The organism is Rhizobium sp. 18065, assembly GCF_902706095.1.
In the GTDB taxonomy this organism is placed as follows: Bacteria; Pseudomonadota; Alphaproteobacteria; order Rhizobiales; family Rhizobiaceae; genus Allorhizobium.
The window spans coordinates 245,745-258,488 of record NZ_CACSJP010000005.1 but is presented as its reverse complement, the minus strand read 5'-3'; the positions used below and the strand labels follow the sequence as shown (position 1 = coordinate 258,488).

Sequence of the window (12,744 nt, the reverse complement as noted above, 5' to 3'; positions counted from 1 at the left end):
ACACAAAAAAAGCCCGCGTCGTTGAACGCGGGCCTTGTGTCTGGACCTTGATCGAAATCAGGCCGTTTCTGAGTATTCGGCGCCGTCCGGCTCGCGCAGCACGTAGCCGCGGCCCCAGACCGTTTCGATGTAGTTCGCACCGCCGGCCGCATTCGCGAGCTTCTTGCGCAGCTTGCAGATGAAGACGTCGATAATCTTCAGTTCCGGTTCGTCCATGCCGCCGTAAAGGTGGTTCAGGAACATTTCCTTGGTCAGTGTCGTGCCCTTGCGCAGCGAGAGCAGTTCGAGCATCTGGTATTCTTTGCCGGTCAGATGAACGCGCTGGCCACCAACTTCAACGGTCTTGGCGTCGAGGTTGACGATCAGTTCGCCGGTGATGATGATCGACTGGGCATGGCCCTTCGAGCGGCGGACAATGGCATGAATACGGGCAACGAGTTCGTCCTTGTGGAACGGCTTCGTCATGTAATCGTCAGCGCCAAAACCGAGACCGCGCACCTTGTCTTCGATGCCTGCCATACCGGACAGGATCAGGATAGGTGTCTTAACCTTCGACAGGCGCAGAGTGCGAAGCACTTCGTAGCCGGACATGTCGGGGAGATTGAGGTCGAGCAGAATGATGTCGTAGTCGTAGAGTTTGCCCAGGTCGACGCCTTCTTCGCCCAGGTCGGTGGTATAGACGTTGAAGCTCTCGGACTTCAGCATCAATTCGATGCTCTGAGCCGTAGCGCTGTCGTCTTCAATGAGTAGAACCCGCATATTTATCCCCTTTACCGCCGCCGAAAGGTCGAGTTGGCCCCCTACGCGATACGGATCCAGTCGTTGCCTGATTTGAAGGCTGCCACCAAATGGTTAACAAATTCTGATTCCCTCTGGCAAGGTGTAACGAATTTATTAAGCAAAGAAAGCAGTCTCCTGATTTTTCATGTGTTTCGGTCATCGCCACACTTGAATCAGAGCAACAGGAAATTCCCGTAACCGATTCATTTGACTCATCATTGTCATCAGCCGTTTTGAGGCCCTGGCATTTACTGACCCTTAAGTGATCGGGCTTATCATTAACGATGCCCGTAAACGAAAGGTTACCAGCGGTAGCTTTTTGTTAACGTCGCGGACTTTTTTTGGACGAATCGTTTGCATGCGGGTGTGTTGAGTAAGCAAGTGTGGCGGGGGGTCTCGCATCACGGGAGTATTGCGTATGAAGTCGCGTGAGAGCCTGGTACGCCTGAAAGGTTTTCAGGTTACCGAAAAGCGTCGGCAATTGCAGCAGTTGCAGTCAATGATGGCGGAGTTCGAAAGGATGGCGAAAGAGCTTGAGGCTCAGATCGGCATCGAGGAGAAAAAGTCCGGCATTACCGACCCTAACCATTTTGCCTATCCCACCTTTGCCAAGGCAGCTCGCCAGCGCGCGGACAACCTTCAGGTCTCTATCCGGGAACTGAAAGTCCAGCAGGAAGCGGCCGATTTGGCGTTGGAAGAAGCCGAGGCAGAATATGCCAAGGCTTCGGCTCTTGAAGAGCGGGACAGCCAGATGCGGGTCAGAGCCTGAACATCGTGTCTGCAATGTTCAAATAGACGGGCGCAGTTTGCACTGCGTCCGTCACTTTGGCTCATCGACTTGAGTCTATCGCCCCCAAGCGCATGAGGCGATCGGGGCAGGGCCGCCGGTTTATCCGTTGAGCACATCACGCCATTCGGGATGGCGATCCATCTGGGCATGGAAAAAGGGGCAGAGCGGAATGATTTTCCAGCCGCCCTTGCGCGCTTCCTCCACAGCATAGAGTGCAAGAGCCTGACCGGCACCGGTTCCCCGCATCGCATCGGGGACTTCCGTGTGGTCGATGATGATCAAGGTCGGCGAGGCGCGCGAAAATGTCATTATCGCCGGGTCGGCGATGCCGTCCACCTTGCCGAGATAGCGTCCGCCCGATCCGGTCTGCTCAAAAGTGATGTTCATCAATACCTCCGTTGCCCCGTTGATGGTTCCTGAATAGCATCGGCCCGGCTCAGGCGACAATTGCCGGTCTGGCACACGCAGCGTTCACATTTGGCGGAGGTTCTGTTTGTTGATCTGGTTGAAGGCCTTGCTGCTGATTCTGGCGCCGGCATTCCTGGCGCTGGGGATCTGCCTGCCGCTGATGCGTTTTGAAAGTTTCTATGTTTTTTCTGAAGAGCCGTCGTTGCTGTCGGTCATCGGCTCGCTCTGGCACGGCGGAGACGGACTGCTTGCGGTCATCGTCGGGCTGGTCTCGGTGGTGTTTCCGTCCGTCAAGCTGCTGGGGCTGGCGGCGGAACATCTGAATGCGGCCGAACGTCGGCAGGGCGGATGGATCGGGACGCTCGTTCCAATCCTGTCGCGCTGGTCGATGATGGATGTGCTTCTGGTGGCGCTGGTGATTTTTGCCGCCAAGACGACGGGGCTGGTGCAGGCTTTTTCCCAGCCGGGGCTGTGGTTCTATGCCGGATCGGTTGTGCTTGCCGCCATTCTGCATCGTTTGCCTGCCGGCGGAACGCTGTGCGAACCCATGCCGCAAAAAGGGTAAAACCGGCAGGGCGAGCCGTGCCGGTTTTCCGATGGGGTCTGTTTCAAAACTGTTTTGCGCTGCTGACTTGCCGCGCCCAATATCTCAGTGGCGATATTGCTGAATTCTGGTTGTCCGCAGGCCCGGGAGACCATGGTCGGAAATGGAGGACTGCCAGGAGAGGAATTCCTCGACTGTCAGAGTGTAACGTTCGCAGGCTTCTTCCAGGCTCAACAGGCCACCGCGAACAGCGGCGACAACCTCGGCCTTACGACGGATCACCCAACGGCGCGTATTGGCCGGAGGTAGATCGGCAATCGTCAGCGGGCTGCCATCGGGACCGATGACATATTTCACTCGGGGGCGGATCATTTCGGTCATTGGACTCTCTATACATACTCAAGACCACACACCCGCATCCTAGAGCCGAGGCTTTAAAATTTGCCTAAGCACGTTGTAAGCATTTGATAATAATTTTTGCCGTTCGCAACGGCCTGTTTTGCTGATTCTGCCTGACCTTGCGTAAACTTGCGGCAATTGCATAGGAGTTATGCGATTGCCCCTCTACTCGGGCGCAACCATTCATGGCATTACACCCGAGAAATCTCTGGTTCCTCTGGATTTGACAAGGCCGGGCGGCAAAGCTGCCCGGTTGATGGTCGTTTTTCAGTCGCCGCAAGATCGGCAACAGGCCCAGCGGATACATGTCCCTGCATGGGATGCATTCTAGTTCACATGCTTTCAATTCCCGACTGGGTGCATACCCTGTCGAAAGGAGCTTTATGTTCAGGCCGACTGATTTGACACGTCGTCACGAGACAGACGAAGATGTATTCCCTTTGGATGCGTTCGTATCCGGACAGTGGGCCGGCAAATTGCTGGCATTGGCACGCGAGCATGGTTTTCGCCACTGCCTGCTGGCGAGTTTCCCCAAGGGTGATCGGCCGGAGTTCGCTGCCAATCTTCTGGTGACGAATTGGCCGCAGCCGGTGCGCGAGGCTTATGAAGCGGCCGAGATTTTTGCCGGAAGCCTGCTGGTGGTGCGCCTCAAGCAGACCATCATGCCGGTGTTTTCCACCGAAAACCTGTTCGTCGGCCAGGCTCCGACAGAGCAGCGTGCCAAGTTGCTTGCGCTTTTTGACCAGCATGGACTGGGCGGCAGCCTTGCCTTCAGCCTGCACGATCGGCATCTGGCGCAGTATGTTCTGGTATTTTCCGGACGGCTGGAGCAACCTGATCGCGCCGAGCTGGCGATCATGCAGTTTGCGGCGATGGAAATGCTTGACCTTGGCGCTGACGAACTTGTGCCTCGTTATGGCCCGCGGGAAAAGCTTTCGGCCCGCGAGATCGAATGCCTGCGCTGGTCGGCTGCGGGCAAGAGCAGCGACGAGATCGCCATCATTCTCGATATTTCAACCCATACCGTGGTCAGCTATCTGAAGAGCGCCATGCGCAAGCTCGAGGCAGTCAACCGCATGCAGGCGGTTGCGCGAGCCTGTCGTTTCCGCTTGCTCTGAATCCGCCCCGCGTCGCATGTGGGTCACGCAAGACGCCGCTCGCACGCGGCGTCTTTTTTATGGGGTTGGCCTTATCCTATAGCAGCATCACATTGAGTTCAGTCCTGCTATAGCCGAAGATATATTCTGTCGTGCTGTTGTGAAGCAGGGTGATGGCATCACCGCTGTCCAGCCATGCGAGCGTGACGACCGTCGAGGTTCCGGCACCGCCGGCGTGGTGGGCGAGATCTTCTCCGCCATTGCGTCGCAACGCGACCGAGTGGTTGCCGCTGCTAGTGGCAGTCACTGTCAGCGCCAGCAGGTAGAATCCCGTCGCCGGGACCAGAAGCGGCTTGCCGAAGCCGGACGCGAGGGGTGGGCCAAGTGTGACATCACCGCCGGACAGATGCAGCAGGTCGAAGCCGGTGGCCGTGCCGCTGGCCGGTGTGAAGGTCGCCGTTGTCAGGGCCGCGCGTGCCAGCGGTCGCTGATCGTGGCGAACGTAGCCTTCCGGAGAAATGCCGATTGCCTGGCGCCAGCCGGTCACGTCGCTGTTCACCTTGATCGAGAAGCGATCTTCGCCTGCCAGGCCCATTTCCGCGCAGCCTTGCCAGTTGGACTGGAAGAGCAGGCTTGCCGTATCGGCAGTCGATTGTTTGTTGACGGTTAGACGGTGGCTGTCACCGGCGTGATTGAACAGGCTCGCGGGCGAGGCGATCGCCAGTCGGTTGGAGCTGTCCGGTGTCGCGGCGATACCAAGCCGATCGAAAATTGCCGTCGATGGCAGGGGAGGGGCGACCCATTCCGCCCCGTCGAAGACTGCCGGGCGCTGTGCGCTGGCGATAACGCTGCGCCAGCCGATGCGTGGTGTGATGAAGACCCATGCGCCATCCTGATAGAGCGCGAGGTGACCTTCGCGACCGATCCAGGCGCCACTGGTCGTGGCAGGCAGCCAATAGACCTCGCCCTCGGATGGGGCAGAGGGAGGTTCCGTCGCTTCGCTTTGGATGACCAGTTGTACCAGGGCATCCAGACGCTGCAGGGCTTCGTTATGCGTGACGTGTTTCTGGGCCTGGGCAGGAAGGATGAAAGGCAGGTCGAGATTGCTGGTGGTATCGGACATCGGCGTCTCCGTTTCTCTGTGCCTGCATCCGGCGTGATGACGGAGTGTGGCGGGGGAAAAGGAGAAGTGTGCGCCGGATTTTATCGAGGGGGATGAAGTCGCTCTGATTTTGTTGAAATCATGGGTTTTTTCAGAAAACTCATCCCCGCTGAGGCGGGCTTGCCCAGGCGATGAAGTCGGGATTGGCGAAATCTGTCTCGTGAATTCGGTTGCGCTTGCCATAGACGAGCGGCTGGTGATCGGTCGTCAGCGTGATGCCCCCGGCCGCTCTCAGGACTGCGTCTCCTGCGGCCGTGTCCCATTCCATCGTGCGGCCGAAGCGCGGGTAGAGATCGGCCTCGCCCTCGGCCAGAAGACAGAATTTCAGCGACGAACCCACGGTGCGGCGCTCAGGAATGCCGTTGTCTCGGATATAGGCTTCCGTCGCCTCGCTGTTGTGCGAGCGGCTGACCAGGGCGCAGGCCTTGGGATGGGTCGGGCGTCCACGGATTGCAGACCGCGCCGTCACCTGGAAATGCTCGTCGATCGTCAGCTTTTCCGCCCTGTTGCCGAAGCCGAGATAGGCGATGCCCAGTGCCGGTGCATAGACCATGCCGATGGTCGGCACACCTTGTTCGACGAGGGCGATGTTGACGGTGAAGTCGTCATGGCCGGCGATGAATTCACGGGTGCCGTCGAGCGGATCGACCAGCAGGAAGCGCTCACCTTTGGTTGCGGGCACGTCGCCTGCGGCAACGGCTTCTTCGGCCACGACGGGCAGATGCGGCAGATGGGCGATCAGGTCCGCCAGGATCAGGCTTTCGGCGGCCTCGTCAGCCTCGGTCACCGGTGTGCTGTCGCCCTTGAGGCGGATATCAGGCCCGGCCCGATAAATATCGAGAATGATTCGGCCGGCGCCAAGGGCTGCCTGCTCGAAAATCCGCGCGATCGCTGCGTCGTCGGCCACTGGTCCGTTCCTCTGTCGTCCATCCGTGATTTCACGTTCGCACGGTTTGTGTAAAGTGATCTTTCACCATATGCGCAGGAGATTGCCCGGACATTGCGGCATCGTTGCGCGTGTCCATGCTGCACCGCCGTGGAACAAAGCGCGGCATGTCTCAAACAAAACAATTTTCGTCCTGATTGCGCTTGCTCTTTGTGACGCCTATGCGAATGTGCGGCGATATTTTCAGAGGATGGTTGATGCGTTATTCGGCCCTTTCAATCTTTCGACAGGCTCTTTCCGGCAATCGCAACTGGGCGCCAATGTGGCGTGAGCCGGAGCCCAAGCCGCATTATGACGTGATCATCGTCGGCGGCGGCGGCCATGGCCTGGCGACAGCCTATTATCTCGCCAAGGAATTTGGCATCACCAATGTCGCGGTTCTGGAAAAGAGCTATCTCGGGTCGGGCAATGTCGGACGCAATACGACGATCATCCGCTCGAACTACCTGCTCGAAGCCAATGAACCATTCTACGAGTTCTCGATGAAGCTGTGGGAGGGGCTGGAGCAGGACCTCAACTACAATGCGATGATCTCCCAGCGCGGTATCGTCAATCTGTTCCACACCGATGGCCAGCGCGATGCCTATGCGCGGCGCGGCAATGCGATGATGATGCACGGGGTAGCCGCCGAACTGCTCGACCGCGAGCAGGTGCGCAAGATGATGCCCTATCTCAACTACGATCATGCACGCTTCCCGATCCTCGGCGGTCTGCTGCAGAAACGCGGCGGCACGGCGCGCCATGATGCCGTTGCCTGGGGTTATGGCCGTGGTGCCGACAGTCGCGGCGTCGACCTGATCCAGAACTGCGAAGTCACCGGCATCCGCCGCGACGAGGCGGGCAATGTGCAAGGCGTCGAGACCAGCCGCGGTTTCATTGGCTGCAACAAGCTGGCGCTGGCAACGGCCGGCCATACGTCGGTGACCGGCAAGATGGCCGGGCTGGAGCTGCCGATCGAGACGCATGTGCTGCAGGCCTTTGTGTCGGAAGGCATCAAACCGGTGATCGACAATGTCATCACCTATGGCGCCGGCCATTTCTACATCTCGCAGTCCGACAAGGGCGGCTTGGTCTTCGGTGCCGATATCGACTATTATTCCTCCTATGCCCAGCGCGGCAATCTGGCGACGGTCGAGCATACGATCGAAGAAGGCGTTTCGCTGATTCCCGGGCTTTCGCGCGTCAGGGTCCTGCGCTCCTGGGGCGGGGTGATGGACATGTCGATGGACGGTTCGCCGATCATCGACAGGACGCCGATCGACAATCTCTATCTGAACTGCGGTTGGTGCTATGGCGGCTTCAAGGCGACGCCGGCCTCGGGCTTCTGTTTCGCCCATCTGATCGCCAAGAACGAAGCCCATCCCGTTGCCCGTCTGCTCCGGCTCGACCGCTTCAAGCGCGGTTTTGCCGTGGATGAAGGCGGCAAGGGTCCGCAACCGAATTTGCATTGAGATACGATCATGGCCAGCCTCATCACTTGCCCGCACTGCGGGATCCGTCCGAAGGAAGAATTCTCGATCCGTGGCGATGCCAGCCCGGTGCGTCCGGTGGCCACTGCCTCCGACGATGCCTGGTATGTCTATGTGTTCGTCCGCGATAATTCGAAGGGCCGCATCATCGAGCATTGGCATCACTCAGCCGGATGTCGTCGCTGGCTGGTGGTCGAGCGCGACAATGCCGCAAGCCACGAGGTCTATAGCGTGACCGATGCCAGTGTGCATGCCAAAGGAGCCGCCCGATGACCGGTTCGCGTCTGTCTTCCGGCGGTCTCGTCAATCGTGGCCGCAGCCTGTCCTTCACCTTCGACGGCCAGACGATGAAAGGCTTCGAGGGCGATACGCTGGCTTCGGCACTGATCGCCAATGACCAACTGCTGGTCGGCCGTTCGTTCAAGTATCATCGTCCGCGCGGCATCGTCACAGCCGGCTCTTCGGAGCCGAACGCGCTGGTCAAGATCGGAACCGGTGGCCGGGCCGAGCCGAACACGCGGGCGACCGTTGCCGAACTCTACCAGGGCATGGAGGCGAAGAGCCAGAACCGCTGGCCGTCGCTGAAATACGATGTCGGTTCGGTGAACGGCCTGCTGTCGCCATTCCTGAGCGCCGGCTTCTATTACAAGACCTTCATGTGGCCGAAGCCGTTCTGGGAAAAGGTCTATGAGCCGATCATCCGCCGCGCGGCCGGGCTCGGCAGCACGCCGTTCGAGGTGGACCCCGATCGCTACGAGAAGGCATGGGCGCATTGCGACCTGCTGGTGATCGGTGCCGGCCCGACCGGCTTGATGGCAGCACGGGCTGCGGCTCGCGCCGGCATGCGCGTCATTCTCGCCGACGAGAGTTTCCGGTTTGGCGGTTCGCTGCTCAACGAGCACGTCTGGGTCGGCGGCATGGCCGCTGCCGATTTTGCCCAGAGTGTCGTCGACGAGCTGAAGGGCCTGTCGAATGTGACGTTGATGGCGCGTACCACCGTGTTCGGCTGGTATGATGACAATCTCTTCGGTGCCATCGAAAAGGTGCAGAAGCATGTGGCGCTGCCGTCGTCCGATCTGCCGGTCGAGCGGGTCTGGCGTATCGTGGCCAAACGGGCGATCCTGGCATCCGGTGCCGAGGAACGGCCGCTGGTGTTCGGCGGCAATGACAAACCGGGGGTGATGACCTCGGGCGCGGTCCGTACCTATCTCAATCGTTATGGCGTGACGCCCGGCCGCGAAGTGGCGATCTTCACCAATGGCGGTGCGGGTTACCGGACCGCTGCGGATCTGATTACTGCCGGCGTCGGCGTTTCTGCGATCATCGATGGCCGCGTCCAGTCGGGCGATGAAGCGCCGACGGGTGTTCGGGTCATTCGCGGCGGGGCCGTGGTCGATACCAAGGGCTCGCAGCGCATTGCCGGTCTGATCGTCGAGCGGTCCGGCCATCAGGAAGAGATTGCCTGCGATGCGCTGGCGATGAGCGGCGGTTATAGCCCGATCGTGCATCTGGCCTGCCAGCGCGGGGAAAAGCCGGTGTGGTCCGATGAACATCAGGCGTTCCTGGCGCCGGATGTCGGCGGCGGGCTTCGGCTTGCCGGTTCGGCGGCGGGCATTGCGTCGCTCACCGCTTGCCTGCGCGATGGTGCCGAAAAGGCGCATGATGCGATCGGCGATCTCGGCCGGCTGGTGGGGCTTGTCGAGGTGCCGGAAGTCGAGGGCGAATTCGACGCTGAGTTCTCGCCGCTCTGGTATGTGCCGGGCGCCAAGGGCAAGGCCTTTGTCGACTTCCAGAACGACGTGCATGTGAAAGACCTGAGCCTTGCCCAGCGCGAGGCGATGGGCCATGTCGAGCACACCAAGCGTTACACCACGGGCGGCATGGCAACCGACCAGGGCAAGCTCGGCAATATCAACACAATCGGTATCATGGCCGGGATGCGCGGCGTGTCGCCGGCCGAGATCGGCACGACGACCTTCCGGCCGTTCTACACGCCGGTGTCGTTCGGCGCGATGGCCGGCACCAGCCGTGCCGAACATTCGCGGCCGATCCGCACGTCGCCATTGCATGGCTGGGCGAAGAAGCAGGGTGCTGTCTTTGTCGAGTCCGGCCTGTGGTATCGTTCCTCCTGGTTCCCGCGTGACGGGGAGAAAACCTGGCGCGAGGCAGTCGACCGCGAAGTGCTGAACGTGCGCGCCAATGCCGGTCTCTGCGATGTGTCGACGCTCGGCAAGATCGAGGTGTTCGGCAAGGATGCGGCGGAATTCCTCAACCGGCTCTATTCCAATGCCTTCCTCAAACTTCCCGTCGGCAAGGCGCGATATGGCCTGATGCTGCGCGAGGACGGGATGATCTATGACGACGGCACGACCAGCCGGCTGTCGGACGAGCATTTTTTCGTCACCACCACCACCGCCTATGCCGGCGAGGTGATGACGCATATGGAGTTCTGCGCCCAGGCGCTGTGGCCGGATCTCGACGTGCGCTTCGTGTCTTCATCCGACGAATGGGCGCAGATGGCAATTGCCGGCCCCAAGGCCCGCATCATCCTCGAGCAGATCGTCGATCACGACATTTCTAACGAAGCCTTCCCGTTCCTGTCGGCGCGCGAAGTGCTGCTGAAGGGCGGCCTCAAGGCGCGTCTGTTCCGCATCTCGTTTTCCGGCGAACTCGCGTTCGAACTTGCCGTGCCGGCCAACTCCGGCGAGGCGGTTGCCGATGCGATCATGGCGGCGGGCAAGCCACATGGCATCTGCGCCTATGGTGTCGAGGCGCTGAACGTGCTGCGGATCGAGAAGGGCCATGTCACCCATAGCGAGATCGATGGCGCGACGACGCCGGACGATCTGGGGCTCGGTCGCATGTTTTCGACCCAGAAACCGGACTTCATCGGCAAGCGCCTGTCGAGCCGCTTTGGCCTGACAGCGGCGGACCGTCCGCAACTCGTCGGTCTGCGGCCGATCGAGAAGGAAGAGATCAAGGCTGGTGCGCATATCCTGAAGGAGGGTGCAGATCCCTCGATGCGCAATGATCAGGGCTATGTCACCTCGGTCTGCTATTCACCGTCGCTTGGGTCCTATATCGGGCTTGCACTGCTGAAATCAGGTCGCGAGCGGATCGGCGAGAAGATCGTCGTCTGGGATGCCCTGCGTCGTAGCGAAACGGTGGCAGAGGTGTGCAATCCGGTGTTCTACGATCCCGATAACAAGAAACTTCACCTGTAAGGAGCAGCGCCATGCCCATGACCTATGCCAGCCGGCACGTGCTCGAGGATCATATCGCCGGCTTCGAGGCGACACCCAATCCACACCATATGTCGATTGTCCGGGCGCCGACGGTTTTCTCCGTTCTGGTGCATGAAGGGCATCAAGCCGATATCGACGAAGCGCTGAGCAATATGGAGGACGTTTCGGTGCGCTTTGCCGGACCGAATGAATGGCTGCTGGTCAGCGAAGAGGTGTCGGGCGATGCTCTGGCCCGCCAGTTGAGCGATCTCGGTTCGACCAGGGTGTCGTTTGTCGAGCAGAGCGATGGTCGTGTGGTGCTGAGGATCAGCGGTCCGCGGGTCCGCTCGATCCTGGCAAAATGCGTGGCCGTTGATCTGCATGCCGATGTCTTCGAGATCGGCCAGTCTGCCAATGTGCTGTTCTGCCATGTCGCGGCAAACCTTACGCGCACCGGTGCCGACAGTTTCGAGATCGTTGTCATGCGCAGTTTTGCCGGCTTCGTGTTCGACGAGGTCTGCGAGATGGGCCGCGAATTTGCGATGACGGCGGGATTTGCCCAGTAAGACCGCGAACGATGGAACATCCACGTCTCCGTGGTTCATAGGCGCATCCTCGATGCGGGTGATCCATACGTCCAGTCCCTGCGTAACGGAGAGGAAAGTCATACTAAAAGGCATTTGATGTTTCATGTCATATTCGGGCTGCCATGGCTGGTGGTTGTCGTCCGCTTCATTCAGCCTTTGCCGTGGATATGGAGCGTCAAGCTGCCGCTTGCAGTTCTGCTGCTGATGGCGTCGCAATACCATTTCTTCAGCCGCCTTTCGTCCGGGTCGGTTTTCTCTCCCGAATTTCCGCGATACATCGTGATCGGGTTCAATCTTGTCTTCGGTGCGATCCTGTTGCTGGCCGTCTTGCAACTTCTGCTGGACGCGGTCTCGCTGCTAGTCCTAGTGACGAAGGGCTCGTTTCCGATCGTGCCGGTCGGTGTGCGATACACCATGGGCATCGCGGCCATTGCGCTGTCGGTCCTCGGTGTCAGTCAGGCCATCGTTGTCCCGAAGGTCAAGGACATGGAAATCGCCATTCCCGGTCTGCCGGCCCAGTTTGACGGCTATCGTCTCGTGCAACTGACCGATCTCCATATCAGCCGGCTTTTCCCGGCTGCATGGACGGAAGCGGTGGTGTCGCAAACGAATGCGCTCAATGCGGACCTGATCGTGATCACCGGTGATCTGATCGACGGAAGCGTCGAGCATCGGCGCAACGATGTCGCAGCGCTTGCCGGACTGCAGGCGCCGGATGGGGTTTATACCATCCCGGGAAACCACGAATACTTCTTCGGTGTCGATACCTGGATGCGACATTTCGAAGGCCAGAACATGCGCATCCTGTCAAACAGCCATGCGGTTCTTGCGCGCGATGGGGCCGAACTGGTTCTGGCGGGGGTCACCGACCTGTCGGCGGCGGGAACAGGCTCGCCCGCTCCGGACCTGTCTGCGGCCTTGCGCGGCGCTCCTGCCAATGTGCCGGTCGTGCTGCTCGATCATCAGCCGATGCAGGCGGCAAAAGCCGCCGGTTCCGGCGTGGCGCTCCAGCTTTCCGGGCACACGCATGGCGGCATGATCGCCGGTCTGGACCGGGTGGTTGGCGCGGCGAACAATGGTTTCGTGTCGGGTCTCTACCAGGTCGGGGGCATGCAGCTCTACGTCAACAATGGCACAGGGTTGTGGCCCGGTTTTGCCATGCGGCTGGGAACGACGGCCGAACTCACCCACATCACGCTTCGGCGCGCGGTCCCTTGAGAACCGGCCGTGGCCTTACTCCGGCCGCGGCGTTATCCGGATAATTTCTTTGTCTTGCGCGACATGTTTCGTCGCAGCATGGGCTTCCGACTTTTCCCGCGCCGCTCTAGCTTCGGACAA

The 12,744-nt window shown here is 60.0% G+C and carries 13 protein-coding genes; 8 read left to right on the top strand and 5 right to left on the bottom strand.

Features of this window, described 5'->3' with window-relative positions; all coding sequences use genetic code 11:
* Positions 1 to 57 precede the first annotated feature (57 nt).
* A complete protein-coding gene (gene ctrA / locus GVK95_RS14335; RefSeq protein WP_007606371.1) occupies positions 58 to 759 on the bottom strand; it encodes a cell cycle two-component system response regulator CtrA in 702 nt (233 codons plus the stop codon).
* A gap of 439 nt (positions 760 to 1,198) precedes the next feature.
* Here ctrA and GVK95_RS14330 point away from each other — a divergent pair, with 439 nt between their 5' ends.
* The gene (locus tag GVK95_RS14330; RefSeq protein WP_007606373.1) at positions 1,199 to 1,549 is read left to right on the top strand and encodes a hypothetical protein; all 351 of its coding nucleotides are present in this window, start codon (positions 1,199 to 1,201) and stop codon (positions 1,547 to 1,549) included.
* A gap of 120 nt (positions 1,550 to 1,669) precedes the next feature.
* On the opposite strand, the gene GVK95_RS14325 is transcribed toward GVK95_RS14330, so the two are convergent.
* Entirely contained in the window at positions 1,670 to 1,957 is a 288-nt protein-coding gene (locus tag GVK95_RS14325) for a GNAT family N-acetyltransferase (RefSeq protein WP_159950744.1), read from the bottom strand.
* A gap of 106 nt (positions 1,958 to 2,063) precedes the next feature.
* On the opposite strand from GVK95_RS14325, the gene GVK95_RS14320 reads away from it, so the two are divergent.
* A complete protein-coding gene (locus GVK95_RS14320) occupies positions 2,064 to 2,543 on the top strand; it encodes a paraquat-inducible protein A (protein ID WP_159950742.1) in 480 nt (159 codons plus the stop codon).
* Between the two features lie 84 nt (positions 2,544 to 2,627).
* Here the strand turns inward: GVK95_RS14320 and GVK95_RS14315 are convergent, their stop codons facing one another.
* Positions 2,628 to 2,903, bottom strand: coding sequence for a DUF1153 domain-containing protein (locus GVK95_RS14315; RefSeq protein ID WP_007606379.1), 276 nt, complete (start codon positions 2,901 to 2,903; stop codon positions 2,628 to 2,630).
* Between the two features lie 494 nt (positions 2,904 to 3,397).
* Between GVK95_RS14315 and GVK95_RS14310 the strand changes: the two genes are divergently transcribed.
* Positions 3,398 to 4,039, top strand: coding sequence for a LuxR family transcriptional regulator (locus GVK95_RS14310; protein ID WP_244618772.1), 642 nt, complete (start codon positions 3,398 to 3,400; stop codon positions 4,037 to 4,039).
* 76 nt (positions 4,040 to 4,115) lie between these two features.
* Here GVK95_RS14310 and GVK95_RS14305 read toward each other — a convergent pair whose 3' ends face one another.
* Both GVK95_RS14305 and cysQ read right to left on the bottom strand, forming a co-directional pair.
* The gene (locus GVK95_RS14305; protein WP_159950738.1) at positions 4,116 to 5,141 is read right to left on the bottom strand and encodes a DUF2793 domain-containing protein; all 1,026 of its coding nucleotides are present in this window, start codon (positions 5,139 to 5,141) and stop codon (positions 4,116 to 4,118) included.
* A gap of 139 nt (positions 5,142 to 5,280) precedes the next feature.
* Positions 5,281 to 6,087: a 3'(2'),5'-bisphosphate nucleotidase CysQ gene (gene cysQ, locus GVK95_RS14300; RefSeq protein ID WP_159950736.1), complete on the bottom strand. Its 807-nt coding sequence runs from the start codon at positions 6,085 to 6,087 to the stop codon at positions 5,281 to 5,283.
* Between the two features lie 236 nt (positions 6,088 to 6,323).
* Between cysQ and GVK95_RS14295 the strand changes: the two genes are divergently transcribed.
* The 5 genes from GVK95_RS14295 (at position 6,324) to GVK95_RS14275 (ending at position 12,624) form a co-directional block, all read left to right on the top strand.
* Positions 6,324 to 7,577 carry a sarcosine oxidase subunit beta family protein gene (locus GVK95_RS14295; RefSeq protein WP_159950734.1) on the top strand — a complete coding sequence of 418 codons (1,254 nt, stop codon included), beginning with the start codon at positions 6,324 to 6,326 and terminating at the stop codon, positions 7,575 to 7,577.
* Between the two features lie 9 nt (positions 7,578 to 7,586).
* Entirely contained in the window at positions 7,587 to 7,868 is a 282-nt protein-coding gene (locus tag GVK95_RS14290; RefSeq protein WP_159950732.1) for a sarcosine oxidase subunit delta, read from the top strand.
* Positions 7,865 to 10,819 carry a sarcosine oxidase subunit alpha family protein gene (locus tag GVK95_RS14285; RefSeq protein WP_159950730.1) on the top strand — a complete coding sequence of 985 codons (2,955 nt, stop codon included), beginning with the start codon at positions 7,865 to 7,867 and terminating at the stop codon, positions 10,817 to 10,819. The genes GVK95_RS14290 and GVK95_RS14285 overlap by 4 nt, the downstream gene beginning before the upstream one ends.
* An 11-nt stretch (positions 10,820 to 10,830) precedes the next feature.
* On the top strand, positions 10,831 to 11,385 hold the full coding sequence (locus GVK95_RS14280; protein ID WP_159950728.1) for a sarcosine oxidase subunit gamma family protein: 555 nt from the start codon (positions 10,831 to 10,833) through the stop codon (positions 11,383 to 11,385).
* A gap of 117 nt (positions 11,386 to 11,502) precedes the next feature.
* Complete coding sequence (locus GVK95_RS14275) at positions 11,503 to 12,624, top strand: metallophosphoesterase (RefSeq protein WP_159950726.1); 1,122 nt, start codon at positions 11,503 to 11,505, stop codon at positions 12,622 to 12,624.
* Positions 12,625 to 12,744: the final 120 nt, after the last annotated feature.

What these genes read in the sequence shown, in the direction of transcription:
- ctrA (WP_007606371.1), bottom strand. Translation starts at nt 759, where the DNA reads ATGCGGGTTCTACTCATTGAAGACGACAGCGCTACGGCTCAGAGCATC.
- GVK95_RS14330 (WP_007606373.1), top strand. Translation starts at nt 1,199, where the DNA reads ATGAAGTCGCGTGAGAGCCTGGTACGCCTGAAAGGTTTTCAGGTTACC.
- GVK95_RS14325 (WP_159950744.1), bottom strand. Translation starts at nt 1,957, where the DNA reads ATGAACATCACTTTTGAGCAGACCGGATCGGGCGGACGCTATCTCGGC.
- GVK95_RS14315 (WP_007606379.1), bottom strand. Translation starts at nt 2,903, where the DNA reads ATGACCGAAATGATCCGCCCCCGAGTGAAATATGTCATCGGTCCCGAT.
- GVK95_RS14305 (WP_159950738.1), bottom strand. Translation starts at nt 5,141, where the DNA reads ATGTCCGATACCACCAGCAATCTCGACCTGCCTTTCATCCTTCCTGCC.
- GVK95_RS14295 (WP_159950734.1), top strand. Translation starts at nt 6,324, where the DNA reads ATGCGTTATTCGGCCCTTTCAATCTTTCGACAGGCTCTTTCCGGCAAT.
- GVK95_RS14290 (WP_159950732.1), top strand. Translation starts at nt 7,587, where the DNA reads ATGGCCAGCCTCATCACTTGCCCGCACTGCGGGATCCGTCCGAAGGAA.
- GVK95_RS14285 (WP_159950730.1), top strand. Translation starts at nt 7,865, where the DNA reads ATGACCGGTTCGCGTCTGTCTTCCGGCGGTCTCGTCAATCGTGGCCGC.
- GVK95_RS14280 (WP_159950728.1), top strand. Translation starts at nt 10,831, where the DNA reads ATGCCCATGACCTATGCCAGCCGGCACGTGCTCGAGGATCATATCGCC.
- GVK95_RS14275 (WP_159950726.1), top strand. Translation starts at nt 11,503, where the DNA reads ATGTTTCATGTCATATTCGGGCTGCCATGGCTGGTGGTTGTCGTCCGC.